Consider the following 26149-nt stretch of genomic DNA (forward strand, 5'->3'; position numbering starts at 1 on the left):
ACCACTAGCTCGCGAACGGCACCTGCGCCGAGGGCACGGCCAGGTTGCCGAACGGGTGCTGCCACAGCCCCTGCGCGGCCAGGCGCGGAAGCACGCCCTCGCCGAACCAGTACGCCTCCTCCAGGTGCGGGTAGCCGGACAGGACGAACTCGTCGATGCCGAGGGCGTGGTACTCCTTGATCCGCTCGGCGACCTCGTCGTGGCTGCCGACCAGGGCGGTGCCCGCGCCGCCGCGTACCAGGCCGATGCCGGCCCAGAGGTTGGGGTGGATCTCGAGGCCGTCGCGGTTGCCGCCGCCGTGCAGGGCGAGCATCCGCTGCTGTCCCTCGGACTCGCTGCGGGCGAGCCCGGCCTGCACGGACTTCACGGTCTCCGGGTCGAAGCCCGCGAGGAGCCGGTCGGCCTCCGCCCACGCCTGCTCGGAGGTGTCGCGGGTGATGACGTGCAGCCGGATGCCGAAGCGCAGGGTGCGCCCCTGCTCGGCCGCGAGCCCCCGGATCCAGGCGATCTTCTCGGCGACCTGCGCGGGCGGCTCGCCCCAGGTGAGGTAGGTGTCGACGTACTTGGCCGCGACCTCCCCGGCGACGGGCGAGGACCCGCCGAAGTACACCTCGGGGACCGGGTCGGGCACGCGGGCCAGCTTGGCGTCCTCGACCTGGAGGTGCTCGCCGTGCAGGTCGACGGTCTTGCCCTCCCACAATCCCCGTACGATTTCGAGGAATTCGCCGGTACGGCGGTAACGGGCGTCCTTGTCGAGGAAGTCGCCGTAGGCCCGCTGCTCGTGGCTCTCGCCGCCCGTGACGACGTTGAGGAGCAGGCGTCCGCCGCTCTGCCGCTGGAAGGTGGAGGCCATCTGGGCGGCGAGCGTCGGCGAGACGAAGCCGGGGCGGAAGGCGACCAGGAACTTCAGGCGTTCGGTGTTCTGGCTGACCATGGCGGTGGTCAGCCACGCGTCCTCGCACCAGGCGCCGGTCGGGGTGAGCGCGCCGACGAAGCCCAGGTCCTCGGCGGCGCGGGCGATCTGGCTCAGGTAGGCCACCGTCGGCGGCCGGTCCCGTCCGGAGACGGTGGCGGGGGTGCCGTGGCCGCCGCCGACCACGTGGCGGCTGTCGCCGTTGGTGGGGAGGAACCAGTGGAAGGTGAGGGACACGTGGGGTCTCCGATCAGAGGTGTCGCTGGTGTCGCGGATCGCGCTAGAGGAGGCCGTGGCGGGGCGGCCGCGTGCCGTTCAGCACGTACCGGCCGATGTGCTGGATCTTCCAGCGGGTCGGGTCGTGCAGGGTGTGGGTGCGGGCGTCGCGCCAATGCCGGTGCAGGTTGAGGGAGTTGAGCGCGGACCGGGTGCCGGACACCTCGAACAGGGCGCTCGCCACCTCGACCGCCGTCTGCGCGGCCTGCACCTTCGCCGCGGCGACCGCGATGGACGCCTCGGCCGCGGTGTCGTCCGTGAGGTCGGCGCGCGCCGCGTCGACCGCGCGGGCGGCCTCGCGCAGCAGCGCCTCCGACGCCCGTACCTGCAGGGCGAGTTCACCGAAGCGCTGGATCAGCAGCGGGTCCTCGGCGGCCGTTTCGGCTCCGCTCTCGAACCAGGGCCGGCTCTTCGTGCGGACGAACTCGGCGGCCTCGGCGAGGGCGCCCGCCGCGATGCCCGTGTCGATCGCGGCGTGCAGCAACTGGGCGACGGCGCCGTGGAGTTGGGGTCCCTCGAAGGTGAGGTGGTGCGGCAGGACACGGTCGCCCGGCACCGGGACGTCTTCGAGGCGGACGGTGCCGCTGGCGGTGGTGCGCTGGCCCAGGCCGTCCCAGTCGTCGATGACTGTGAGGCCGGGGGCGTCCGCGGGGACGTAGGCGACGTGGAGTTTGTCGTCGTCGGCGCGGGCCAGTACCGGGATCCAGTCGGCGAAGAGGGCCCCGGTGGAGTAGTGCTTGACGCCGGTGAGGAGGTACGAGCCGTCCGGCTGCGGTTGCAGCCGGGTGCGGATGTCCTGGACGTGCTTGGTGCCCGCCTCGGACTGGGCGTTGCCGAAGCGGCGGCCGGCGAGCAGCTCGGCGAAGAAGAACTTCCGCTGCTCCTCGGTGCCCTGACGGCGGATCACATTGACGTAGGCGAAGTGGCTCTGCGGGATCTGGGCGAGGCTGCCGTCGGCCGCGGCGAGCAGCCGGAAGATCTCGGCGAGGGTCGGCGCGGTGACGTCGGCGCCGCCGTGCTCGGCGGGGACGGTGACGGCGAGCAGTCCGGAGGCGGACAGCCGGTCCAACTCCTCGCGCGGGAGCCTGCGTTCGGTGTCCCGGGCGCAGGCGCCGGCCCGGAATTCCTCGGCCAGGGCGCCCGCGACGGCGAGGGCCTCCGCGTCGTCGGCGATGACGTGGGCGTTCACGGCGCTCAGCTCGCCGCGGCCAGGAGCGGGGTGCGGACCAGGGCCGTGGAGAACTGGTCGACGACCTGGGCGAGGGCCTCGGTGGCGGGCGGCGCGACGGTCAGCGAGCCGTCCTCGTGCACGGTGATGTCCTTGTCGAGGGTGAACCAGCCCTGCACGATGTGGCCGGCGCCCATGGAGCTGAGGACCGGGCGCAGCGCGTAGTCGATGGCCAGGACGTGGGCGGTGGAGCCGCCGGTGGCCAGCGGCAGCACGGTCTTGCCGGCCAGCGCATACTGCGGGAGCAGGTCAAGCAGCGCCTTGAGGACCCCGGAGTAGGACGCCTTGTAGACGGGGGTGCCGACGACGACGCCGTCGGCCTGCGCGAACAGTTCGGTGGCCTCGACGATCGCGGGGTGCTTGAAGTCCGCGCCGAGCAGGGCCTCGGCCGGAATGGTGCGGACGTCGAGCGGGATCACCTCGTGACCCTGTGCGATCAGCCGCTTGTCCAGGTGGCGCAGCAGACGGTTGGTGCGGGAGGAGGCGGAGGGGCTGCCGGAGACGGACAGGACGGTGGCCATGGGTCCTCTTTCGGGAATGCGTCCTCGTTGCGAGGAGGCGGGGCGCCCGCGCGCGGCGGGCGCCCCCGGGGAAGCGGTCAGGAGTACCAGGTGGGTTCGGGCAGTTCGCCCTCGAGGACCCAGCGGCCGACCTCGCGCCGCTTGTAGGCGACGGGGTCGTGCAGGGTGTGCGTGCGGACGTTGCGCCAGAACCGGTCGAGGCCTTCGGCGGAGGCGGTGGAGCGGGCACCCGTCACCTCGAAGATGCGGTTCGCGATCTCCAGGGCCACGTCGGTGGCACGGGCCTTGACGGCCGCCACCCGCACCTCGAAGTCGCCGCGGGACTGCTCGGTGACGGCGTCGGGATCGTCGTGCAGCTTCTGCCCCTCGGCGGCGACGGCGTCGGCCAGCGCCTCGACCGCCCAGAGTTTCGCAGTGAGGTCGCCGTAGGTGTCGATGACGTACGGCTCGTCGACCGCGCGCTCGTGGCCGCCGTGCAGCCAGGACCGCGCCTTGGTGCGGGTGTAGGTGGCCGCCGCCTCCAGGGCGCCGCCCGCGATACCCAGGTAGAAGTTGACGAAGACGAGTTGGATGGTGGGGACGTTGAGGGTGTTGTACGTGCGAGGCCGGAACTGCCTGTCGACGTAGCCGGCCGCGGAGGACCAGGGAGTGCGCACCCGGTCGAGGGTGACGCCGCCGCTCTCGGTGAGCCGCTGGCCGATGTTGTCCCAGTCGTCGTGGAAGGTCAGGCCCTCGCTGTCGGAGGGCACGATCGCGAAGACGTGCTGGTCGGTGCCCTCCAGGACGCCTTCGAGGACGGTGACGTCGGAGACCTTGCTGCCGGTGGAGAAGGACTTGCGGCCGGTGAACAGCAGGTCGTCGCCGTCCTCGGTGACGGTCACGTCCTTGTCGCGCGGGTTGACGGCCCCGCCGAAGAACCAGCGGCCCCGGCTGGCCTCGGCCTCGACGTGCTCCCACTGTTCGCGGGTGCCGACCAGGCGGGCGGCCCAGAACCAGAGGTAGTGGTAGCCGAGGAGCTGGCCGATGGAACCGTCGGCCTTGGCGACCTCGCGGACGACACGGTAGGCGGTGGGCCAGTCCTGGCCTCCGCCGCCGTGCTCGGTGGGGCCGAGCAGGGTGACCAGGCCGGCGTCCTTCAGCAGCTGGACCTCGGCGTACGGGGTGGCTCCGGCGCGGTCGCGCTCGGCGGCGTCGGTGGCCAGGACGGCGGCGACCTCGGCGGCGCGGGCGATCCAGTCCTGGGCGGTCTGCGGGGCGGGGCGGGTGGTCCAGTCGGTGGGCGTGGCGGTGCTCATGTCGTACGGCCTCCTTCGCGGTGCGGGCGCTCAGGCGTGGACGGGGACGGACTCGGGCTCGGTGTCCGGGAGTTGGGCCTCCAGTTCGCGCACGAGCGGCAGCACACGCTTGCCGAAGTACTCGACCTCCTCGTGGTAGTGCAGGAAGCCGAGCAGCAGGAGGTCGACGCCGAGCCTGCGGTAGGCGACGATGCGCTCCGCGATCTGCTCGGGGGTGCCGATGAGCCCCGTACGGAAGCCGTCGTTGTACTGGACGAGGTCCTCGAAGGAGGAGTCCTGCCACATGCCCTTCTTGTCGGCCGTGGACTGCCCGGCCTGCTTCACCGCCGCGCCGAACCCCTCGACGGCCTCGGTGTCGGCCTTGGCGACGATCTCACGGAGCGTCTCGCGCGCCTCGGCCTCGGTGTCACGGGCGATGAGGAAGCCGTTGAGGCCGAACTTCGGTGCCCTGCGGCCGACTTCGGCGGCGGACTTGCGTACGTCGTTGAACTGCTCGGTGACTCCGTCGAAGTCCTTGCCGTTGGAGAAGTACCAGTCGGAGACCCGGCCGGCCATCGCGCGGGCGGCGGTGGAGTTGCCGCCCTGGAAGATCTCCGGGTGGGGGCGCTCGGGGGTGTTGAGCGGCTTGGGCTTGAGGGAGAAGTCGCGCAACCGGTAGAAGTCACCGGCGAGTTCGGTGTGGTCCTCGGTCCAGATCTGGCGCAGCGCGCGGATGAACTCCTCCGAGCGGCGGTAGCGCTCGTCGTGCTCCAGCCAGGGCTCACCCAGGGCGGTGAACTCGCCCTTGAACCAGCCCGATACGACGTTGACGGCGAAGCGGCCGTTCGAGAGGTGGTCGGCGGTGGCGCCGAGCTTGGCGAGGACGCCGGGGTGCCACAGGCCGGGGTGGACGGCGGCGATGACCTTCAGGCGCTGGGTGGCGAGCAGCAGGGCGAGGCTGAAGCTGGTGGACTCGTGCTGGTACTCGGCGCCGTAGCTGGCCATGTAGCGGACCTGGCTGAGGGCGTAGTCGAAGCCGTTGTTCTCGGCGAGGACGGCGAGTTCGCGGTTGTACTCGTATCCCCAGTCGGTGCGCTGCTCGATCTTGCTGGTGACCAGCCCCCCGCTGACGTTGGGGACCCAGTAGGCGAATTTCACGGGCTCTGCGGGCATGCGGAACTCCTGTTGCGGAATGTTTTGGGGCATGCCGAACTCAATAGGCGCGCAGACGCGATGAATTCAGCATGAAACAAAGAAAGGCGCGGCGGATCGCCGAGAGTTGATCAGGCCGCGGGGCAACAGGAGGCGCTGGAGACGCGCGCGAGGTCGACATGGCGTCGCCGCGTGAGGTCCAGTCGCATCTTCATGCCGTCGATCGTGACAGTCGGCGGCGAGGACCGTCAAGGAAAACCCGACCGGTCTCGTATCGCGGACCATTGAATTTCACGAACGTGTGACAGGGAAACCCTTGAACCCGCCGTGAAACGAGCCGCATTCTGCTGGGCGTGCGGACCGAACAACTGGAATACATAGCGGCCGTGACCCGGCTCGGTTCACTGCGCCGGGCCGCGGAGGAACTGCGCCTTTCCCAGCCCGCGTTGAGCGAGACGGTGCGGAACCTGGAACGCGAGCTGGGAGTCGACCTCCTGGAACGCAAACGGTCCGGGGCGACGATGAGTACGGAGGGCCGGGAACTGCTGCCGCACATCATCAATGTGCTGGACGCGGTGGACCGGCTGCGCTCGGCGGCCGGCGAACAGCACCGCATCAGCCGCATGGTGCGCGTCGGCACGGTGAACGCGGCGACGGTGCCCCTGCTGATCCCGGTCGTCCGGGAGTTCCGGTCCGCGCACCCGCTCACACAGGTCGAGGTCGTCGCAGCCCAGCAGACGGAGATCCACCGAGCCCTGTCGGAGGGCGGGTTCGACCTCGGTCTGGTCAACCACCTGGACGGCGACGACGTGCCCGCCGGCTTCGAGTCCACGCAACTGCTGAGCGGGCGGCCGGTGGTGTGCGTGCGCCCCGACAGCCCGCTCGCCTCCCTCACCACGGTGACGGCGGACGACCTTCTGGCCCAGCCCGTGATCGCGATGCGCTCCGGCTACGTCATGAACCGCTACGTGCACCGGTTCCTGCACGGCCGCGGCCCGGCCTTCTCCTACTCCACCGACGGCGCCGAGATGGGCAAGCTGATGGTCGCCGAGGGCCTGGGCGCGACGGTCCTGCCGGATTTCAGCGTGATCGGGGATCCGCTGGAGCGGCAGGGCACGATCACCTACCGGCCGATCGCCGACGACACGACCCGGGTGCTGCTGATGCTGCAGCGCCGCCGCGCCGAGTCGGTGCCGCGGGCGACGCAGGACCTCCATGAGGTGTTCGTACGCAGGGCGCGCGAGCTGGGCGGCACCCTGGCGTGACCGCGGGTCGGGTCAGTCGTCGTCGGCGGGCACCACCACGAGGAACGCGTCCGACTTGAGGTCCATGATCACCGTCGCGGGCTGCCCCTCGGCGCGGCGCCTGGCTGCGTACTCCTCCGCCGGCCACGATCCGCGCGGAGCTCCCGCAGGAAACCGCTCCAACACCTTCGCGCCCATAGCGGCAGCCACCTCCACCTGCGACTTGCGGTTACGACTCCTCCATGGTGCGCATGCCCGCGATCGACGCAGACATGTCCCGGCGCGCTGCATCCGTCTGCCGGTCCGCACCGGAAGCAGACTGAAGCCTCTGTTTCCCCTCCCGGGAGTCGCACCTTGAACGCCTCGGTCGTCCTGTTCACTTCCGACCTGCGCCTGCACGACCACCCGCCGCTGCGGGCGGCCCTCGACGGTGCACGCCTGGTGGTGCCCTTGTTCGTGCGCGACCAGGCCATCACGGACGCCGGTTTCGCCGCGCCCAACCGGCTGGCGTTCCTCGCGGACTGTCTGCGGGACCTGGACGCGGGCCTGCGTGAACGGGGCGGGCGTCTCGTGGTCCGTTCCGGTGACGCCGTCGACCAGGTGTGCCGGGTGGCCGCCGAGGCGGACGCCGACGAGGTGCACCTGGCGGCCGACGTCAGCGCCTACGCCCGACGGCGGGAGGACCGGTTGCGCCGGGCCCTGGAGTCGGAGGGGCGCCGACTGCATGTCCACGACACGGTGACGACGGCGGTCGCGCCCGGCACGGTGACGCCGGCGGCCTCGGACCACTTCGCCGTCTTCACGCCGTACTTCCGCCACTGGTCGAGGCAGCCGCTGCGCGACGCGCTCGCCGCGCCGCGCACGGTACGCGTGCCCGACGGCATCGGTTCCGAGCCGCTACCGAGCCGCGACGGCCTGTCCCGACTCTCGGCGGGACTGGCCAGGGGCGGCGAGACGGAGGCCAGGGCCCGGCTCACGGCCTGGCTGCGCTCCGGCATCACCTCCTACGACACCGGCCACGACGACCTGGCCGCGGACGCGACCTCCCGGCTCTCGCCCCACCTGCACTTCGGCACCCTCTCCCCCGTCGAACTCGTCCACTGCGCGCGGCACACGGGCGGCCCGGGCGCCGCTGCCTTCGTACGCCAGCTCGCCTGGCGCGACTTCCACCGCCAGGTCCTGGCCGCACGCCCGACGGCGGCCACCGCCGACTACCGCACACGACACGACAGTTGGCGTTCCGACGCCGAGGCATGGGAGGACGTGGCGGCCTGGCGGGCGGGCCGCACCGGCTACCCCTTGGTCGACGCGGCGATGCGCCAGCTGGAGCGCGAGGGCTGGATGCACAATCGCGGGCGGCTGCTGACGGCGAGCTTCCTCACCAAGACCTTGTACGTCGACTGGCGCGTCGGCGCCCGGCACTTCCTCGACCTGCTGGTGGACGGCGACCTCGCCAACAACCAGCTCAACTGGCAGTGGGTGGCAGGGACCGGCACCGACACCCGGCCCAACCGGGTCCTCAACCCCGTCGCCCAGGCGAAGCGGTACGACCCGGACGGCGCGTACGTACGGCGCTGGGTGCCCGAACTGGCCGGGCTGGAGAGGCCGTTCGTGCATGAGCCATGGAAACTGCGGGGCGCGGAGCGGGCTGGCGTCGACTATCCGGAACCGATCGTCGACCTTGCGGAGGGGCTCGGCCGGTTCCGGCGGGCGCGGCGTCTTGAATGAGGGCCGGCCGGAGCCGCTGAGATCCGGTCAGGGAAGGCCGTTGGTCAAGAGCCATACACGGCGGGGCCTGCACCGGCTGCGATGCCGGCTGCAGCAGGACGCACGCGGGCTGCCTCAGGGGCGCCCTGACGCCCCAGCGAGCCCGTCGACCACTACACATAAAGATGAAATAAGCGCAGAATATAGGTACGCGGCGCTTACCGCATACCGCACCAGACGCGGTCAGGCCTGCGAGTCAAAGGAGACGAACATGGCCAACGTCTCGCCCACCAGCAGAGGTGACATAACCACTCACCCTGATGTTTCCGAAATGCGGGACCGCTACGCCCGCATGCTCGGCGGTCGTGATGTGGCGCTCGTGGACGGACCGGTCTTTCTGCTCGGTCTGTACTGCGCCGTATCTCCGTGGATACTCCACTACACGACGAGTCAGCCCGCACTCGTGACGCACAACCTGATCGTCGGTATCGCGATCGGTCTGCTGGGCCTCGGGTTCACCCGGGCACCTGAGCGCATGTACGGCCTCAGCTGGGCGTTCTGCGCGATGGGCATCTGGATGATCATCGCGCCGTGGGTCGTCGGCGACAGCCCGGACACCGGTGTGGCCCTCAACAACATCATCATCGGCGCGCTCGCCGTGATCCTGGGACTGATGTGCGCCGGCACGGCGGCGAGGAGCGCCCCCACGCCGTAGGCACACCGCACAGCACCGCACGAAGGGACTACAGCGGGCCGGTCCGCAACCTGCGCGGACCGGCCGTCCCTTGTCCCCGTGGCCCCTGCGCCCCTCAGTGGCCGGGGACCAGCCACGGCTCCTGCGGCAGCGGACTGCCGGTCTCCAGGAGCGACTTGAGGTTCGACAGCACCGCCGGCCAGCCGCCGGAGACGTCGCCGAGCTCGCCCTCGTCGTAGAGGTCCTCATGGGTCACGGTCAGGCGGACGATGTCCTCGTGCGGCCGGATGTCGAAGGTGACGCGGGAGTGCCTGTCCTCCTGCCCCTCGTGCTCCGGTGCGGCCCAGGTGGTGACCAGACGGGTCGGACGCTCGCTGTCCACGACGGTGCCGACCACGTCGGCGATGCCGGAGCCGTCCGTACGGACATGTTCCCAGCGTGAGCCGCGCTGCCAGTCCGAGACGTTGCTGTGGCCCCAGTAGGCGGCGGTCAGGTCCGCGTCGGTGAGCGCGTCCCAGACCTTCTCGGGTGTGCTGCGGATGTAGGTGACGTACACGAATGTGGGCTTGTCGCTCATGGTGGTTTCCTCGGCTCGTCGCTTCACGGCACTGAGCGCGCTCAGGCGCGGGCGCTCGAATTTGTCGATCCACCGCTCCTGGATCTCGTGGAGCGGGACCGGATTGAGGTAGTGCAGCTTCTCCCGCCCCCGCCGCACGGTGCTGACCAGGTTGGCGGCCTCCAGAACGGCCAGGTGCTGGGTGACGGACTGACGGGTCATGGCGATGCGCTCGCACAGCTCGCCGAGCGTCTGGCCGTTGTGCTCGTGCAGCCGGTCCAGCAGCCGTCTGCGCGTCTCGTCGGCCAGCGCCTTGAAGACCTTGTCCATCTCGGAGTCGCTCTCTGATTGCACACTCAACGTTATGCAGGCAATTACTTGCATGTCAATGCCGGAGGGGCTCACGCCGCACTTCTTCGCCTCTGGAGGCCGTTGAGCGGGAAATTATCGACCGTTTCGAGCCATTTGTTCTGCATGGCTGTTACACGACGTATGGGACCCCTTCATCAACGGTCCGTAACTTCGAATGCGTAATCACGAACCACCGCCGAAGGACAGCTCACTGATGCGTGCTCCCCGCACCCTGCGTACCGCCCTCGTCGCCGCCGGCGTCACCGCCGCCCTCGGCGTCTCGGCCGCCGGCGCCTTCGCCCAGCCGGCACCCGAGGCCCGGACCGTCGCGTCGGCCTCGCACGCGAACGGCCACTGCCAGAAGACCAATCGGGTCTACGTGAAGACGGTGAAGCTCGCGGACCGGGTCTCCAAGGCGAAAGTCTTCAAGACCGGCAAGCACCGCTACGAGGCGGAGATCTGGGCCAAGGGCCTCAAGTACGGGACGATGACCGCCAAGCACAGGACCGCGCACGCCAACCACAACGGCCTGCACATCGCCCTCCACCCGAACGGCAAGGTCACGTCGTGGGTCGAGCGCGCCAAGCCGAAGCCGGTCGTCAAGCGGGTCCTGGTCTCCACCGCGCCGCTGGCGGACGGCTCGTCCACGGCGAAGCTCTACAGGATCTCGGCCAACCACTACGAGGCCGACATCTACGCCCACGGCACGAAGCTCGACACCCTCGTCGCCAACGGCCGCGCGGCCTACGGCGAGAACAACGGCCTGCACGTCACCCTGCAGCCGGACGGCAGGCTGAGCTCGTGGGTCGACGACACCCCCGCCCCGGACCCGACCCCGCAGCCCGACGAGACCGACACGCCGGCCCCACTCGCGCCGGCTACCCCGGACACGCCGGCCACCACCGCGCCGAGCGGGTCCGACACGCCGACGACCACGACCTGACCCCACCGACGCGGACGCCCCCTTGGACCGATCCCGCACCCGCGGCAGGATCAACACATGGACAACATCGGGAGTAACGGGAGCAAGGGGAGTTTCGCCTTCCCGCCGGCGACCTTGCCACTGGAGGGGTACGGCATCCGACTGCGCGAGTGGTCGGACGCCGACATCCCTCAACTGGTCACGCTCTACGACGATCCCGAGATCGCCCGCTGGACACCGGTGGCATCCCCTTTCGACGCCCAGGCCGCCCACGCGTACCTCGCCGCGGCCCGGGAGGCCAAGTCGTCCGGAAACAAGCTGCAGTTGGCCATCACGACGGACGGCCTCCACCCCCTCGGCGAAGTGCTCCTGTTCCCCAGCAAGGCCGACACCCGGGACGTGGAACTGGCCTACGGCGTCGGAGCCGCCCACCGCGGCCAGGGCCTGGCCGTCCGCGCGGTGCGCCTGATCACCGACCACGCCCTCGCGGAACTCGGGCCCCGGCGCGTGGTGTTGTGCATCGACGCCGAGAACGCAGCGAGCCAGGCGGTGGCCCGGTCGTCCGGCTTCGCGCTCACGGACGATCCACCGGTGGTGCGCGAGTCCCGGGGCCGCACGGTCACACTGCGGACCTGGAGTCTGCGCACCACTCACTGAGCGGCGAAGTCATGTTGAGAGACTCGTCCCATGGGATCCTGGGGAAGCGCGCGGCCGGCGCTGTTGTCTCCTTGCCTCACAGGTCGAGAAGGGCACGGTCGCACGGCCGAGCGGTGACGACACTTCAGCCGGTCCGGTGCTGGACCAACTCGTCAAGGATCTCTGGTTGGCGCAAGCGGAGATCGCAGACCACGGTCACTCGGCACCATGGTGCCGCAGTGACTATCGGCAGGCGTGGCCTGGGACACAGAATTCGGCGTCGGCCAAGTGTGACCGCCAGCGACCAGAGGATCGCTCGACGGAGAGCTACTGGCCAGACCGTATTCGTTCCCATGCCACGCAGGGCCACGAGCCCACCCAGGACAGCGGGCACGCCAAACGGGGGCGACAAGACCCGACTGCGCCAAGGTGACCAGCTCGTGCTGTTCCCCGACCTCGAAGACCGTTCGCAAGGTCACCGGATCACCGATCCGGTTTGCATTGATTCGGCCAACAGTGGCCAATCACGATAGGAACGGTTGCGATGCCTGCGCCGGCACGGCGCGGTGACCGCCCGCCTGTACACCGGGACGGCGACACCGCTCCTACGACCTGTGCGAGAGCGTGGCTTCCGGCGGAAGAACGAGTACGTGCGCTACCGCAAGCCGATCGGCGACTGGTCGGGCGATCGGGCCCCGTGGGCCTCGGGCGGTGCCAATTCTCGAGAATCAGGGCCGACTTGATCGACCGGAGGGCCCTCAGGCGCCGTCCTTCACCCCCGGCCCGACCCGGAACGAGATCCACACGTCCGGCGCAAGGTCGGGCCGATCCGGTACCGGCCGCGTCTCCTCCGACCAGGCCTCACCGACGAGTTCGGTGGCGGCTCGGCGCCAGAAGCGGACGGCGGGCTCGTTGTCGTACTGGAAGGCGATCTCCCACCGGCCGGGATGCCGGAGGACGACCGCGCGCAGCGCCGTGAGCCCGATGCCTTCCCGTCGTGCCCCGCGGACCACGAAGAAGCTGTTCAGTACGCGTGTCGGACCGTCGAGGCTCCGGACGAACGCGAATCCGACCGGCCGTTCGTCGCGGAGGAAGAGGTACGGCGCCCAACCTGCCTCGGTGAGGGCCGAGTCGAGTCGGTCGCTGCGGAACGTCCCGTCGGGATTGGGCAGTACGCCCATGAAGCCCGACAGGTCATGGCGGAACATCAGCCACAACCGCTCCAGGACGGGACGGTCTTCGGCGGTGGCGGGGCGGACGGTCACATCGGACATGGAACTCCTCGGTACGGAACCGGTCTCCTGGAAGACGCCGACCGGTTTTCGGGCATGAGAAAAGCCTCCCCGGCGGACGCATGCCCGGCCGGAGAGGCCTCATGAATGATCAAACTCTAGCGTACGTACGGCAGTTGCACCGGCTCTTTCACGCGCCCGCCGGCTCCGCATCGGGTGCCGCGGGCGTCAGGTACTCCTCCGAGATCTCCTTCGGGCCGAACGGCCACACCTTCTCGAAGCGGGCCCACAGGACGTAGGCGACACCCCCCAGGGCGAGCCAGGCCAGGGACCACTCGATGGGGTGGCGGCCCGGTGAGTTCTTGTCCGCGTAGCCGTAGATCACGCACCAGCCGACGAAGGCGACGATGCTCGGCAGCGGGTAGAGCCACATGCGGTAGGGGCGGTTCAGTGTCGACTGGCGCCTGCGCAGCACGGTGAGCGCGATGATCTGGGCCAGTGCCTGGACGATCACCATCACCGTCGTCAGGAGCTGGATCAGGGTCGCCAGGTCGGTGTGCCGGCCGATCAGGAAGCCGATCGCGGTGATCACGCCCATGGTGGCAAGGCCCAGCATCGGGAAGCGGTGCCGGGGGTGCAGCTTGGCGTAGGGGCGGAAGAAGACGCGCTCGCGGGCCGCGTCGTAGGGCACGCGCGAGCCGCCCAGGAGGCCGGTGAAGACCGAGGCGAAGGCCGTGATCAGGATGAGGACGGTGACCGTGTCGGCCGCGCCCTTGCCCCAGGTCTTCTCCAGGACCGCGGACGCCACCGAGGTGGAGGCGATGTCGTTCGCGTCGGTCATGCGGTGCCAGTCGATCACTCCGAGCGTGCCGATCTGCAGCAGCAGGTAGATCGCCATGATGCCGAGGATCGAGAAGACGATCGAGCGCGGGATCGTGCGGCCGGGGTCCTTGATCTCGGCGCCCATGTAGGCGGTGGTGTTGTAGCCGAGGTAGTCGTAGATGCCGATGGTCAGGCCGGCCGCGAAACCGACCCAGAAGTGGCTGCTGCCCAGCTCGAAGGCGTGTGCCGGGTAGGTGAAGGCGAGGTGTGTGCTGAAGTTCGTCGCCGCGGCCAGGATGACCAGGACCACCGAGGTGATCATGACCGCCCACATCACGGCCGTGATCCGGGCGATGTTCTCGATGCCCCGCCACAGCAGCATGACGACGAGCGCGATGATGCCGAGGCCTATCAGGTCGCCCTGGGTCTGGGTCAGGTCGGGTGCCAGATAGCCGAGGTACTGGACGAAGCCGACCACACCCGTGGACATGATCAGCGGGATGAAGAGCATCGCCGTCCAGACGAACAGGAACGGCATCAGCCGGCCCGTGCGGTACTGGAAGGCCTGGCGCAGATAGACGTAACTGCCGCCCGAACCGGGCATCGCCGCGCCCAGCTCGGCCCACACCAGCCCGTCGGCGAGGGCGAGGATCGCCCCTGCGACGAAACCGGTCACCGCCTGGGGACCGCCGAACGCGGCGACCATCAGCGGGATCGTGACGAACGGCCCGATGCCGCACATCTGGCTCATGTTGATGGCGGTGGCCTGGAACAGGGCGACGCGACGGACGAAGCCACCGCTTGGTGGCGGACTACCGGACATGGAGACTCCTGAAGCGGGACGTGACTCGCCCGGCGAGCTTGACTGGCCGATAAAGTTAAGGAGCCTTACTTGATGCGTCAAGAGGGGAGTCCGCGTGCGTGACAATGGTGCGATGACCGCCGGTGACGTCGCAGCGCAGCAGGAACAGCCCTGGAACCGTCAGCGGCTGCGCTCCACCAACGAGCGGCTGCTGCTCGACCGGCTGCGCGCCGCCGGCGCCGCGTCGCGTGCCCAACTCGCCCGCGAGACCGGTCTGTCGAAGCCGACGGTCTCCAGCGCGCTCGCCTCACTGGAGGCGGCCGGGCTCGTGCACGAGGTCGGCACCCACGCCCCCGAGCGGGGCCGCACCGCCGTCCTGTACGCGCCGGACCCGGCGGCCGGCTACGCCCTCGGCATCGACGTCGGCCGCAGCTGGCTGCGGGTGGCGGTCGCCGACCTGGACGGCGCCGTCGTCGCCCGGTCCGACGTGCGCAACCGGGCCCGCAGCTCGGGCGCGATGGCGGACCTGGTGGTGGCGACGGCCCGCCAGGTGGTCACGAGTTCGGGCGTGGCGCCGGACGAGGTGGTGCACGCGGTGGTCGGCACACCCGGTGTGTACGACGAGAAGCAGCGCCGGGTGCGGTATGCGATGCACCTGCCGGGCTGGGGGCGCGCCGGACTCTTCGACCGGATGCGCGAGGAGCTGGGCGTCCCGCTGGAGGTGCACAACGACGCCAATCTGGCGGCGCTCGGCGAGTACACGTACGGCGTCGGCGCGGGCAGTCGGCTGTTCGCGTACATCCTGATCGGCACCGGCCTCGGCATGGGCGTGGTCAGTGACGGGCGGCTGTTCACGGGGGCGCACGGCCTGGCCGGGGAGATCGGGTTCCTGCCGTGGCCGGGGCAGCACAAGCCTGAGCGACTGGAGGACGCGGTGTCGGGGCTGGCCGTCGTGGAGGCGGCGCGCCGGTTCGGGATGAGCGGGCAGCTCACCGCGAAGGCCGTGTTCGACGCGGCGCGGCAGGGAAACGACGCCGCGGTCAAGGCGGTTCGGCTGGAGGGCGAGCGGATCGCCCACACAGTGGCGGCGGCCGCAGCCGTACTCGATCCGGATCTCGTGGTCCTGGGAGGCGGGGTGGGCCACAGCGTGGATCTGCTGCTGAAGCCGGTGCGCGACCACGTCCGGGCGCTGACCCCGCTGCGACCGAAGGTCGTTCCGAGCCGGCTCGGTGAGGACGCGGTGCTCCTGGGTGCGGTGGCCACGGCCCTCGGGACCGCGCGGGACGTGGTGTTCGAGCGCCGGTCGGCAGCTTCCTGAACAAGTCCCGCACGGGGCACGGTGATTGACATGGTCCATGGACCGCCCTAGCCTGCCTCGAGTTAGTAAAGTTTCCTAACTTTACAATGAGGCTGGAGGCTCTGTGAGCAGGCACCGTCTCGCCATGGTCGCGGTGGTCCTGGGACTGTTGGGTTCCCTCACCACCGGCGCCTGGGCCGGAGCGCACGACAGCGGGCCGACCCCGCCCACCCGCGCCACCAGGGTCTCCTCCGCGCCGGGCAGCACGACCGCCCTGTCGGGCTACCGCATCCAGTCGACGGCCAAGGTCTCCGATCCGGCCGCGGACGTCTCCTCCCCCGGCTACCCGGCGACCGGCTGGTATCCGGCCGGCCCCCGCTCCACCGTCCTCGCGGCCCTGCTCTCGAACGGCGTGTACGCCGACCCCTTCTACTCGACGAACCAGCAGAAGATCCCCAAGGCCGACTTCCAGGTGCCCTGGTGGTACCGCTCCGACTTCGCGGTCACGGACACCGCCGAGCGCACGTATCTCGACTTCAGCGGCGTGATCTCCGCGGCCGATGTCTACGTCAACGGCAAGCAGATCGCGGCGGCGAAGGACGTCTCCGGCGCCTACACCCACCACGAGCTGGACGTCTCCTCGCTCGTCCGGTCCGGCACGAACACCGTCGCCTTCCGCATCCAGCCCAACGACCCGAACAAGAACCTCACCATGGGCTGGATCGACTGGCTCCAGCCGCCGCCCGACGAGAACATGGGCATCGTCCGTGACGTCGTGGTGCGCCGCGGCGGGCCGGTGGCCCTGCGCGACGCGCACGTGGTGACCAAGCTGGATGTGCCGTCACTGGCCTCGGCCGACCTGACGGTCAAGGCCCAGGCGCGCAACGACTCCGACGCCCCCGTGACGACGAAGGTCTCCGGCAGCATCGGCACGACGACATTCGAGAAGAGCGTCACGCTGGCCGCACACGAGACAAGGACCGTCACCTTCACCCCGTTCGACGTGCCCGGCCTCCATCTGACCTCGCCGAAGGTGTGGTGGCCGGCGGGCATGGGCGGCCAGCCCCTCTACGACCTCAGCCTCTCCGCGTCCGTCTCCGGCACCACGTCGGACACTGCGCACGAGACCTTCGGTATCCGTGACGTCCAGGCGCCGCTGGACTCGGACGGCGCCCGCCAGTACCGCATCAACGGCCGCAAGTTGCTGATCAAGGGCGGCGGTTGGTCGCCGGACGAGTTCCTGCGCTGGGACCGGACGTACGTCGAGGACCGGCTGAAGTACGCCCTCGACCTCGGCCTGAACACCATCCGCCTCGAAGGCCACCTGGAACCCGACGAGTTCTTCGACCTCGCCGACCGCTACGGCATCCTCACCCTGCCGGGCTGGGAGTGCTGCGACAAGTGGGAGGGCCAGGTCAACGGCGACGAGAGAGGCGACAAGTGGACCGCCGCCGACTACCCGGTGGCCAAGGCCTCGATGGCCGCCGAGGCCGCCCGGCTGCGCGACCACCCGAGCGTGATCTCCTTCCTGATCGGAAGCGACTTCGCACCCGACGCGACGATCGAGAAGAACTACCTCGACGCCTTGAAGGCGGCGGACTGGCCGAACCCGGTGGTCCCTGCCGCCTCCGACAACTCCTCGCCGCAGCTGGGCAGTTCAGGCATGAAGATGACGGGCCCCTACGACTGGATCCCGCCGAACTACTGGTACGCGAAGCGCGAGGGCGGCGCTTCCGGCTTCAACTCCGAGACCAGCGCGGGCCCCGACATCCCCACCCTCGACACCCTGCGCCGCATGATGACGCCGGCCGAACTCGACACCCTCTGGAAGAACCCGAACGCCAAGCAGTACCACCGCTCGCCGTCGTCGACCTTCGGCACCCTCAAGCTCTACGACAACGCCCTCACCGGCCGCTACGGCGCCCCGACGAGCCTGACCGACTACGTCCGCAAGGCGCAGCTCGCGCAGTACGAGAACGTCCGGGCCCAGTTCGAGGCGTACGAACGCAACGCCACCGACTCCTCGAAGCCCTCCACCGGAGTCGTGTACTGGATGTTCAACAGCGGCTGGACCTCGCTGCACTGGCAGCTGATGGACCGTTACCTCGACCAGGGCGGTGCCTACTTCGGGGCGAAGAAGGCGAACGAACCGCTGCACGTCCAGTACTCCTACGGCGACCGCTCGGTGGCCGTCGTCAACAACCGGCACGCGGCCGCCTCCCAACTCACGGTCCGGGCAACGCTGTTCAACCCCGACGGCACGCAGAAGTACGACAAGACAGTCACCGGCGTGAAGGCGGGCGGCGACGGCGCGCACAGCACGGCGCTCACGCTGCCGGCCTCGGTGACCGGTCTGTCGACGACGTATCTGGCGCGCCTGACCGTGACCGACGCCTCCGGCAAGGAGGTCAGCCGAAACGTCTACTGGCTGTCCACCAAGCCCGACACCCTCGACTGGGCCAACACCGACTGGTACTACACGCCGACCACGAGCTACGCCGACCTCAAGGGCCTGAGCTCGATGGCACAGGTGCCGGTCACCGCGACGGCCTCGACCGAGTCGGCGGACGGCACGTCCACCACGACGGTGACCCTGCGCAACACGGACAGCGGCAAGACGCCGGCGCTGCTGACCGACGTACATCTGGTGGATGCGAAGGGGGATCCGGTGCTGCCGGTGCGGTGGTCGGACAACGAGGTCAGCCTGTGGCCGGGCGAGTCGGCGACGCTCACCGCCACGTACCGGACCTCGGATCTGCACGGGTCCGGGCCGCGCATCAGGGTCTCCGGCTGGAACACGCCGGAGCGGACGGTATCGGCGCGATGACCGCGTGGGGCCCGGCGCGGGAGCCGGGCCCCACGAACGTCAACTGACGTTCAGCGCCGTGTCGTCGATGACGAAGGACGTCTGCAGGGTGGAACCCTCGGTGCCGGTGAACTTGAGGGTGACGGTCTGGCCGGCGTAGCTCGCCAGGCTGAAGCTGCGCTGGGTGTAGCCGCTGGCGGCGTTCAGGTTGGAGTAGGTCGCCAGGGTGCTCAGGACGGTCCCGGAGCTGTTGAGGACCTGGACCTTGAGCGTGTCGTACGCCGTGCTGGTACTGGTCTCCGCCGTGTCGATGTGCAGATAGAAGCTCAACGCGGCGGTGGTGCAGCCGGACGGGATCGTCACCGACTGGGAGAGCGTGTCGGTGGTGGCGGTGCCGTAGCCGTCCAGCCAGGCGTAGTACGAGCCCGAACGGGCCGACTCGCTGCTGGAGTTGGTGATGACGCCGCTGGAGGCGCTCCAGGTGGTGTTGCCCGACTCGAAGCCGTTGTTGCCCAGGAGCTGGGCGGCGGTGCAGGTGCCGGAGCCGCCGCCGTCCCCGCCGCCGCTGCTGCTCGCTCCGGCGAGCCACTCGGTGGCGTTCAGGGCGAGGGCGGCGTTGGTGGCGCCGGAGTCGTTCCAGCCGTCGTAGAGGGTGTTGCCGGATTGGCCGGTGCCGTCGTCGATGGGCGAGCTGTCGCCCCAGAAGGCCACGCGTCCGCTGCCGAAGGTGCTGGTGGCGAAGAAGGCGCCGGTGTTGCCGGAGTAACCGGTGCGGTAGAGCAGGCCCTTGACGCTGGAGTTGTCCGAGGGCTTCAGCGTGGCGGTCGTGCCGCTGGCGATGAGGCTCTTGGTGACGGTGCCGAAGGAGCCGTGCAGCACCGGGTCGCTGCTGTCGCTGATGGCCGACGGGTAGTCGGAGCTGATGCTCAGCGAGTCGATGGAGAAGCCGAACGGGTCGGTCGAGTCGACGCTGTTGTTGGTCATCAGGTCGTTGAGGATCTCGACCGCGTCCTCACCGTCGTTGTTGCGGTCCGCCCCGGTGTGGTCGGAGATCATGAACAGTCCGCCGCCGTTCTTGACGAAGGTCATGATCGCCGTCTTCTCGGCGGTGGTGAAGAGGGTGTTGGGCTCGGGCAGGACCAGCGTGTCGAAGTTCGACAGGTCGGTCGAGGACGAACCGCCGTAGGTGAGGGCGCTGGTGGCGGTCTTGAGGCTGTAGCTGCCGGTCTTCTGCAGGTCGACGCCCCACGAGGAAAGGGCGCCGGTCCAGTCCGTCTCGGCGGACGGGGAGGAGTCCTGGGCGAGTGGGTCGGGCTTGCTGGTGGAGATGATCCAGTCGGCGTTGCCGGCCTCCTCGGCGTGGCCGTCGTCGAACAGGATGCGGTGGGTGGTGGCCGCGTGGGCGTGGGTGGCGCCGACCGCGGTCTGGAGAGCTGCGCCCGTGGCGAGCAGACCGAACGCGGCGAGGGCCGTGCTGAGTCTGTGGCGGGATCTGGTGCGTCCGTGCATCCGGCGTACCTCCGTGTGGGGTTGGGGAAGAGCGGTGCGGGGCCCGGACCTACGCGCGTAGACACAGGACATCAGCGCGCGTAGACATTCGGTCGGTCGACACTCGTGCGACCGATCGCTTGAACGGTACATGGCAGAACGGGCCCTGAACAGGCATCACCGACCCCAACAGGCCCACCGGAACGGAGATTGACCGGCCGTTGACCCTTGGTTGAAACGGAACGGACTGTCCCCGTCTCCAGCGGGCATCCGGATGGTGCGGGGGTCTGGAGAAGAGGGGCGGAGATGGAGATTACGGGCATCATCAGTGCCATCGTGATCGGCATCGTCATCGGTGTGCTGGGCCGGCTCGTCGTGCCGGGCCGTCAGCGCATCGGAATTCTGCTGACGATCCTCGTCGGCATCGTGGCCGCGCTGATCGGTGCGGCGATCGCCTCGGCGGTCGGTGTGGCGGACACCAGGGGCATCGACTGGATCGAGTGGCTGATCCAGATCGGTCTCGCCGCGCTCGGTATCGCCGCGCTGGACCGGACGAGGGCACACCGCTGACGCAACGTTCATTGGCGGCACAGCAACCATTTCGGGCCGGGCGGAGGCCCTCAGGTGCCTCGCCCGGCCGCGATAGGTGCTGCTCTGCCGCTCGCGCCCGGTAGCCGAATTCGGCATTCCGCTGCGTTGCGTGCAGGACTACGGTGGCGGTACGCGGGAGGCCCGGAATCAGGCCCGCCGACACGGCTCCCCTCGGCAATCGGCGGGCCTGCCGCCTCGACCGTGCGCCCTGAGCGGGAGATCGGACGTGCGGGAGGCAGTTCCCCCGTGGGGCTTCGCGCGCCCCACGGACGAGAGTCCCAGCCGCACCGGTCGGCGAAGGGGGGCCGTTCGGCCCTCAACGCTGGTCCGAACGGCCCCAGTTGTGCCTTCAACGCCCGGCTGCCAGCGCAGCGAGGCCGTCGCGGCTGGAGGGGTACCGGGGCGTCCAGCCCAGTTCCTGCTCGGCCTTGGCCGTCGAGACCCGCATGTTCGTCGACATCATCGTGTGCGCGTACGACATCGGCCGGGTCAGCCACAGCGGTACGGTCATCGGCTTCGGCAGGCCGAACTCCTCGGCCACGTACAGGACATGGGCGCGGAATCCGAGCGGCGTGCGGTCCGCGATGTTGTACGCCTGGCCGGGGCGGCCGCGCTCGACGGCGGCGAGCACGGCACGGGCCGCGTCGGTGAGCTCGATCCAGGGCAGGACCCTGCCGTGGTCGTCGGGGGCGGGCAGCCGGCGCTTGCGCAGCATGGGCAGGACGGCGTCGGTGCCGCCGGGGCCGTAGAACAGGCCGAAGCGCAGTGAGATGCCCTCCAACCCGGTTGCCTCGAAGGTGAGTTGCTCCTTGATGCGCATGCCCTCGACGTGCTTCTCGAGCTCTGCCGTGGTGCCGCGCGGGCCGAACCGGTCGTCCTCGGTGATCGGGCGGGCGCCGAAGTCGCCGTAGCCGTAGCCGAAGACCATCGACTCGCTCACGAAGCGGCGGGCGCCGGTGGCCTGCGCGGCCTCCAATAGGTGGGCGGTGCCGTCGATGCGCAGTTTGTTCGTGGCGTGCATGTCGCGGTGGCGCATGGGCGCCTTGCTCAGCGCGGTGGCGGCGTGGATGACGGTGTCGAAGTGCTGTCCGTCGACCGCTCGCAGCAGCGCGTCGCGGTCCATGAGGTCGGCCCGGACACCGTTCGCCGGCCCGCGCCCGAGCCCGGTTACCTTGTGGCCGGCCTCGGTCAGCGCGCGGGTGACGTGTCCGCCGAGGACGCCACTGGCGCCGGCGAGGAGGATGCTCTGGTTCTTCTGGTTCGTCGTCATGACCATGCGACGGATCGGGCGGCCGCGGATGTGACATCGCGGTGGGCGCGACCGCGGTCACTTCTGCGCGAGCCACTCTCCGTACCAGGTCAGCGCGGCGTCCACCGTCTCCGCGAGCGGCGTCGGCGTGACGCCGAAGGCCTGCTCGAAGGCGGTCGAGTCCACGATCTGGGGCTCGGTGTGCTGGTAGAACATCTCGGCGTACTCGGCCATGAACTGCTCGTCGAACGGCCCGAAGGGCTTGGCCTCCTTCAGGACCACGACGTTGAGCGGCTGTTCCACCCGCCTGCCGATCATGGCGTGGATCTCGCGGGTGGTGACGGCGGGCGCGGTGGGCAGGTGCCAGACGCGGCCGTCGCCCTCGGGGTGCTCGCCCAGGGTGGCCAGGCCGGCCGCGACCTCCCGTATGTCGGTGTAGCTGTGCGGCAGGTCGATGTCGCCGATGCCCAGGACCTCCCCGCCGGTGAGTGCGGCGGGGAACACGGCCGCGCCGAGGGTGGAGTTGAGCACGCCGGGACCGACGAAGTCGGCGGAGCGGGCGAGGACGACGCGGGCGCGCCCCGTGCGGTGCGCGGCGAGGTACTTCTCGTCCAGTTCGGCGCGCATCCGGCCCTTGCGGCTGGTGGCCTTCCACGGGGTGTCCTCGGTCATCACCGCTCCCCCGGTCTCGCCGTACGGGTACAGGGTGTCGAGGACCACCAGCCGCGCACCCGAGTCCTCGACCGCCTCGAGGACGGCCTCCTGGATCCGGGGCATCACCTCGACCTGGAGGTGGTAGCCGACATTGACGCAGTGGTAGACCACGGCGGCTCCGCCCGTGGCGGCCCGGGCGCCCTGCGCCGTGCTGACGTCGGCGGCGAACCGCTCGACTCCTTCGAGCGCGGGCCCGGTGGCGTTGCGGTCGACGAGACGGACGGGGTGGCCGCGGCGTACGAGCTCGCGGGCGAGAGCGGTTCCGGCCGGACCGGAACCCAGGACGGCGTGCAGGTCGCGCGATGCAGAGGTGGCAGCGGTCATGACGAACTCCTCGTGGCGTTGATTGACTCTCACTTCTGTTAGAGACTGTAACTCTTGCGATAGTCATTCGCAACGGCAGGATGCCCGGCCTTTCGTTAGGGTGTCTCGCGAGATCAGGAGAGGGGGCCGCCGGTGGCCGGCAGCACACAGAGCCCGAGGGCGCGTTATCGCGAGCAGACCCGCGTGGAGATCAAGGAGATCGCCCTCAGGCAGCTCGCCGAAGGTGGTAGCGCGGCCGTCGCCCTGACCCGGATCGCCAAGGAGGTCGGCCTCTCGGGACCCGCCCTCTACCGCTACTTCGACAGCCGCGACGCCCTGCTGACGGATCTGATCCGCGACGCCTATGCCGACCTGGCGGCGGCCGTCTCCGCGACCGCGGGCGCACTGCCGCCCGGCACGTCGGGGCGCGCCAGGCTGCAGGCGCTCGCGGGGGCCTGCCGGGACTGGGCCGTCGCACAGCCGCACCGCTACCTGCTGATCGAGGGCACACCGGTGCCGGGCTACACCGCGCCCGCGGACACCCTCGACAGTGCACGGGCTGTGCTCGGGCCGTTCCTGCCGGTCTTCGCAGAGGGCGAGCCGTCGGCGGCGGTGCGGCCCGTGGTGGGGCAGATGACGGCCTGGGCGGAGGCGGACGAGGCCGTCGCACAGTGGGCGCGCGGGAATGTACCCGCCGGTGCGGAGGGGGTCGCGCTGGCCGGGGCCGTGTTCGCCTGGGCGCACATGCACGGGGCGATCGGCCTGGAGGTGTCCGGCCAGTTCACCGGCATGGGCCACAACGGAGGCACGCTGCTCACGGCCCAACTGGACTTGCTGGCGGACGCGTTCGGCCTGGACTGACCGGCTGTCGCGACGGGACGTACGTGGTACCGGCTGCCGCTAAGGGGCGTACGTGTACGGCGTCGTCGTGGTCAGCGGCTCGAAGCCCAGGCGTTCGAGGATGGGGCGGCTCTGGCTCGAGGCGTCGACCTGGAGGTAGCGGTAGCCGCGGTCGACCGCGGCGCGGGCCCGGTGCGCGACCAGGGCGCGGTAGACACCTCGGCCGCGCCAGGCCTCGACGGTGCCGCCACCCCACAACCCGGCGAACCGGGTGCCGGGCACGAGTTCCATACGGGCCGCGCTCACCGGCACGTCGCCGGCGAGGGCGACGGTGGCGACGACCGTGTCCGGCTCCTCCGTCAGCCGGGCCAGCAGTTGGTGCCGCATCCGGGAGCCGTCGGTGCCGAAAGCCTTCTCGTGCACGTCCGCCACCAGGTCGACGCCCGTCGCGTCGGTGACCGGCAGCAGGCGGATGCCCTCGGGCGGCTCGGCGTCGAGATCGAGGGTGGCGACCTCGGCGATCATCACGGTCTCCTCGGGCTCGGCCTCGAATCCGGCGGCCCTGAGCCGCTGCCCCAGATCCACCGGCAGGTCGTGCCCGTACAGCTTCCACTCGAACGCGTGGCCCAGCCCGGAGTAGTACGCGACCTGCTCGGCGATCGCCGCATCCGCGCCCGCCTCGTCCAGATCGGACCAGACCACACCGTTCCACCCACGCGCGGAGGCCACCTGCCGCACCACACCCCCGACCCGCTCCACCCGCGCGTCGGGCCCGTCCGGCTGGGCGCCTTCGCGCATGTCACGGTCGAAGAGGGCGAGCACCGCTGCATGATCCATGGGGTCACTCCAGCATCCGGGGGAACCCGTGGCAACGCCTTTACGAATCACCCTCCGGCCGCACCGCCGCCAGATATGCGCTCAGCCGGTCCCGGTTGCGGGCCAGGCAGTCGATGCGGGACTGGATGCGGTCGATGTGGGACTGGAGGAGGGCGGCTGTCTCGGGGGTCAGCCGGTCGGCGGGCAGGAGGATCTCGTCGGGGCCGGAGAGGTACGGCAGGATCGCGCGGATCATCTCCGTCGTCAGGCCCGAGTCCAGCAGGCCACGGATCTGCTGGACGTCCCGGACCGTCGGCTCGCCGTAGTCACGGTAGCCGTTCTCGGTGCGTTCGGGGCTGAGGAGGCCCTGCTCCTCGTAGTAGCGCAGCAGTCTGGTGGGGACACCGGTGCGGCGGGAGAGCTCGCCGATCTTCATGGCCGCCTCCACAAGTCGCCCTTGCCTTCACACTGATGTGAGGGTTCGAGCATGGTCGCATGTCCACCGCATCCATGGCCAAGGGCACCACCCTGCCCGCCCCGCTGCCCTGGTCCGGGCTGCTCGCCCTGTCCACGGCCGCCTTCACCGCCGTCATGACCGAACTGCTCCCCGCCGGTCTGCTGCCCGAGATGGCACCGGCCCTGGGCGTCTCCGAGGCCCGCGTCGGGTTCCTGGTCACCGCCTACGCGGTCGCCTCCTTCGCGGCCGCCATACCCCTCACCGCGCTGCTTCGGGGGCTGCCGCGGCGCCCTGTACTCGCCGGCGCACTGCTCGGGTTCGCGGTGAGCAACGCGGTCGTCGCGCTGTCGTCGTCGTACGCACTCACCTTCGGCGCGCGGCTCGTCGCCGGGTGCATGGGCGGGCTGCTGTGGGCGATGCTCGTCGGCTACGCGGCCCGGATGGTGCCGGCCGAGCGGCGCGGCCGGGCGATCGCTGTCGTGCTCGCCGGGATCACGCTGGCTCTGTCGCTGGGGGTACCCGCGGGGACCGCGCTGGCGGGCGCGCTGGGCTGGCGTACGGCCTTCGGGGTGCTGGCCGGGCTCGCGGTGCTGCTGGTGGGCTGGGTGTGCCGGCGGGTGCCCGGCTTTCCGGGCGAGCCGGCGCACACGCGCGTGCCGCTTGTGCGGGTGGCGGTGCTGCCCGGTCTGCCCGCCGTCCTGTCCGTGACGCTGTTTCTGCTCCTCGGACACCAGGTGATGTACACGTACGTCGCCCCGTTCGCCGCCCACACCGGTTTCGGCCGTACGGATGTCGTGCTGCTGGTGTTCGGGGTGGCGACGGTGGCCGGCATCTGGGTCACCGGGCTGCTCGTCGACCGGTGTCTGCGAGCCGTGCTGCTGGGCGCGCTCGCGCTGTGCGCGGCCGTCATGCTCGTGCTCGGCCGGTATGCCGGGACGCCCGTCGTGCTGCTCGGCTCGGTCGCGCTGTGGGGCGCGGCGTTCGGCGGTGCGCCCACGCTGATCCAGACCGCGCTGGTCGACGCCTCGGGTCCCGCCCACGCGGATGTGGCCACCTCTCTGCAGACGACCGTGTACAACGCGGGTATCGCCGCGGGCTCGCTGACCGGCGGCCTCGCCCTGGAGCGCCTGGGCCCGGCAGCGCTGCCCTGGACCGCGCTGCCCCTGATCACCGCAGCCCTCGCCGTGGTGGCCCTCGCCCGCCGGCACGCCTTCCCGGCCGTGCGCGGGCGCGCATAGGCTGCGCGGCGAAGATCGCG

Annotated in this window: 25 protein-coding genes and 1 pseudogene; 11 read left to right on the forward strand and 15 right to left on the reverse strand. The window is 70.2% G+C overall.

Features of this window, described 5'->3' with window-relative positions; all coding sequences use genetic code 11:
• Positions 1–4: 4 nt before the first annotated feature.
• The 6 genes from ACFY1L_RS27855 to ACFY1L_RS27880 form a co-directional block, all read right to left on the reverse strand.
• Positions 5–1150: an LLM class flavin-dependent oxidoreductase gene (locus tag ACFY1L_RS27855; protein WP_388829963.1), complete on the reverse strand. Its 1146-nt coding sequence runs from the start codon at positions 1148–1150 to the stop codon at positions 5–7.
• 43 nt (positions 1151–1193) lie between these two features.
• Positions 1194–2378 (reverse strand): SfnB family sulfur acquisition oxidoreductase, encoded by a 1185-nt coding sequence (locus ACFY1L_RS27860; RefSeq protein ID WP_388829966.1) that lies wholly within the window; start codon positions 2376–2378, stop codon positions 1194–1196.
• Positions 2379–2383: 5 nt separating this feature from the next.
• Complete coding sequence (gene ssuE / locus ACFY1L_RS27865; RefSeq protein ID WP_388829969.1) at positions 2384–2938, reverse strand: NADPH-dependent FMN reductase; 555 nt, start codon at positions 2936–2938, stop codon at positions 2384–2386.
• 77 nt (positions 2939–3015) lie between these two features.
• A complete protein-coding gene (locus tag ACFY1L_RS27870; RefSeq protein WP_388829972.1) occupies positions 3016–4233 on the reverse strand; it encodes an acyl-CoA dehydrogenase family protein in 1218 nt (405 codons plus the stop codon).
• Positions 4234–4263: 30 nt separating this feature from the next.
• Positions 4264–5385, reverse strand: coding sequence for a dimethylsulfone monooxygenase SfnG (sfnG, locus tag ACFY1L_RS27875; protein WP_388829975.1), 1122 nt, complete (start codon positions 5383–5385; stop codon positions 4264–4266).
• A gap of 110 nt (positions 5386–5495) precedes the next feature.
• Positions 5496–5579 carry a putative leader peptide gene (locus tag ACFY1L_RS27880; protein WP_356352894.1) on the reverse strand — a complete coding sequence of 28 codons (84 nt, stop codon included), beginning with the start codon at positions 5577–5579 and terminating at the stop codon, positions 5496–5498.
• A gap of 138 nt (positions 5580–5717) precedes the next feature.
• On the opposite strand from ACFY1L_RS27880, the gene ACFY1L_RS27885 reads away from it, so the two are divergent.
• Positions 5718–6629, forward strand: a complete 912-nt coding sequence (locus tag ACFY1L_RS27885; RefSeq protein ID WP_388829978.1) for a LysR family transcriptional regulator — start codon at positions 5718–5720, stop codon at positions 6627–6629.
• Between the two features lie 12 nt (positions 6630–6641).
• On the opposite strand, the gene ACFY1L_RS27890 is transcribed toward ACFY1L_RS27885, so the two are convergent.
• Positions 6642–6806: a hypothetical protein gene (locus ACFY1L_RS27890; RefSeq protein WP_388829981.1), complete on the reverse strand. Its 165-nt coding sequence runs from the start codon at positions 6804–6806 to the stop codon at positions 6642–6644.
• 156 nt (positions 6807–6962) lie between these two features.
• On the opposite strand from ACFY1L_RS27890, the gene ACFY1L_RS27895 reads away from it, so the two are divergent.
• Together ACFY1L_RS27895 and ACFY1L_RS27900 are read left to right on the forward strand one after the other, a co-directional pair.
• The gene (locus ACFY1L_RS27895; RefSeq protein ID WP_388829984.1) at positions 6963–8336 is read left to right on the forward strand and encodes a cryptochrome/photolyase family protein; all 1374 of its coding nucleotides are present in this window, start codon (positions 6963–6965) and stop codon (positions 8334–8336) included.
• Between the two features lie 250 nt (positions 8337–8586).
• Entirely contained in the window at positions 8587–9030 is a 444-nt protein-coding gene (locus tag ACFY1L_RS27900; protein ID WP_388829987.1) for an SPW repeat protein, read from the forward strand.
• A gap of 94 nt (positions 9031–9124) precedes the next feature.
• On the opposite strand, the gene ACFY1L_RS27905 is transcribed toward ACFY1L_RS27900, so the two are convergent.
• A complete protein-coding gene (locus ACFY1L_RS27905; protein WP_388831075.1) occupies positions 9125–9895 on the reverse strand; it encodes an ArsR/SmtB family transcription factor in 771 nt (256 codons plus the stop codon).
• A 235-nt stretch (positions 9896–10130) separates the two neighbouring features.
• Between ACFY1L_RS27905 and ACFY1L_RS27910 the strand changes: the two genes are divergently transcribed.
• From ACFY1L_RS27910 to ACFY1L_RS27920, 3 genes and pseudogenes are all read left to right on the forward strand, one after another.
• The gene (locus tag ACFY1L_RS27910) at positions 10131–10859 is read left to right on the forward strand and encodes a hypothetical protein (protein WP_388829990.1); all 729 of its coding nucleotides are present in this window, start codon (positions 10131–10133) and stop codon (positions 10857–10859) included.
• Positions 10860–10916: 57 nt separating this feature from the next.
• Positions 10917–11495, forward strand: coding sequence for a GNAT family N-acetyltransferase (locus ACFY1L_RS27915; protein WP_388829993.1), 579 nt, complete (start codon positions 10917–10919; stop codon positions 11493–11495).
• Positions 11496–12013: 518 nt separating this feature from the next.
• A pseudogene (locus ACFY1L_RS27920) lies at positions 12014–12217 on the forward strand (hypothetical protein); the annotation flags it as partial.
• Positions 12218–12232: 15 nt separating this feature from the next.
• On the opposite strand, the gene ACFY1L_RS27925 reads toward ACFY1L_RS27920, so the two are convergent.
• Positions 12233–12748 carry a GNAT family N-acetyltransferase gene (locus ACFY1L_RS27925; protein ID WP_388829996.1) on the reverse strand — a complete coding sequence of 172 codons (516 nt, stop codon included), beginning with the start codon at positions 12746–12748 and terminating at the stop codon, positions 12233–12235.
• Positions 12749–12896: 148 nt separating this feature from the next.
• A complete protein-coding gene (locus tag ACFY1L_RS27930; RefSeq protein WP_388829999.1) occupies positions 12897–14351 on the reverse strand; it encodes an APC family permease in 1455 nt (484 codons plus the stop codon).
• Positions 14352–14463: 112 nt separating this feature from the next.
• Between ACFY1L_RS27930 and ACFY1L_RS27935 the strand changes: the two genes are divergently transcribed.
• Together ACFY1L_RS27935 and ACFY1L_RS27940 are read left to right on the forward strand one after the other, a co-directional pair.
• Complete coding sequence (locus ACFY1L_RS27935; protein WP_388830002.1) at positions 14464–15648, forward strand: ROK family protein; 1185 nt, start codon at positions 14464–14466, stop codon at positions 15646–15648.
• A gap of 124 nt (positions 15649–15772) precedes the next feature.
• Positions 15773–18454, forward strand: a complete 2682-nt coding sequence (locus ACFY1L_RS27940; protein WP_388831077.1) for an exo-beta-D-glucosaminidase — start codon at positions 15773–15775, stop codon at positions 18452–18454.
• 39 nt (positions 18455–18493) lie between these two features.
• On the opposite strand, the gene ACFY1L_RS27945 is transcribed toward ACFY1L_RS27940, so the two are convergent.
• Complete coding sequence (locus tag ACFY1L_RS27945; protein ID WP_388830005.1) at positions 18494–19942, reverse strand: hydrolase; 1449 nt, start codon at positions 19940–19942, stop codon at positions 18494–18496.
• Between the two features lie 285 nt (positions 19943–20227).
• Between ACFY1L_RS27945 and ACFY1L_RS27950 the strand changes: the two genes are divergently transcribed.
• Entirely contained in the window at positions 20228–20491 is a 264-nt protein-coding gene (locus tag ACFY1L_RS27950; RefSeq protein WP_388830008.1) for a GlsB/YeaQ/YmgE family stress response membrane protein, read from the forward strand.
• A gap of 370 nt (positions 20492–20861) precedes the next feature.
• On the opposite strand, the gene ACFY1L_RS27955 is transcribed toward ACFY1L_RS27950, so the two are convergent.
• Together ACFY1L_RS27955 and ACFY1L_RS27960 are read right to left on the reverse strand one after the other, a co-directional pair.
• On the reverse strand, positions 20862–21782 hold the full coding sequence (locus ACFY1L_RS27955) for an NAD-dependent epimerase/dehydratase family protein (RefSeq protein WP_388831079.1): 921 nt from the start codon (positions 21780–21782) through the stop codon (positions 20862–20864).
• Positions 21783–21839: 57 nt separating this feature from the next.
• Positions 21840–22799: an NAD-dependent epimerase/dehydratase family protein gene (locus tag ACFY1L_RS27960; RefSeq protein WP_388830011.1), complete on the reverse strand. Its 960-nt coding sequence runs from the start codon at positions 22797–22799 to the stop codon at positions 21840–21842.
• Positions 22800–22931: 132 nt separating this feature from the next.
• Between ACFY1L_RS27960 and ACFY1L_RS27965 the strand changes: the two genes are divergently transcribed.
• Positions 22932–23639, forward strand: a complete 708-nt coding sequence (locus ACFY1L_RS27965) for a TetR/AcrR family transcriptional regulator (protein WP_388830014.1) — start codon at positions 22932–22934, stop codon at positions 23637–23639.
• A gap of 39 nt (positions 23640–23678) precedes the next feature.
• Here ACFY1L_RS27965 and ACFY1L_RS27970 read toward each other — a convergent pair whose 3' ends face one another.
• Together ACFY1L_RS27970 and ACFY1L_RS27975 are read right to left on the reverse strand one after the other, a co-directional pair.
• The gene (locus ACFY1L_RS27970) at positions 23679–24455 is read right to left on the reverse strand and encodes a GNAT family N-acetyltransferase (RefSeq protein WP_388830017.1); all 777 of its coding nucleotides are present in this window, start codon (positions 24453–24455) and stop codon (positions 23679–23681) included.
• Between the two features lie 40 nt (positions 24456–24495).
• Positions 24496–24870, reverse strand: a complete 375-nt coding sequence (locus ACFY1L_RS27975; RefSeq protein WP_388830020.1) for a MerR family transcriptional regulator — start codon at positions 24868–24870, stop codon at positions 24496–24498.
• Positions 24871–24929: 59 nt separating this feature from the next.
• Between ACFY1L_RS27975 and ACFY1L_RS27980 the strand changes: the two genes are divergently transcribed.
• A complete protein-coding gene (locus ACFY1L_RS27980) occupies positions 24930–26129 on the forward strand; it encodes an MFS transporter (protein WP_388830023.1) in 1200 nt (399 codons plus the stop codon).
• Positions 26130–26149: the final 20 nt, after the last annotated feature.

It is taken from the genome of Streptomyces sp. NPDC001663 (assembly GCF_042893105.1).
Classification (GTDB): domain Bacteria; phylum Actinomycetota; class Actinomycetes; order Streptomycetales; family Streptomycetaceae; genus Streptomyces.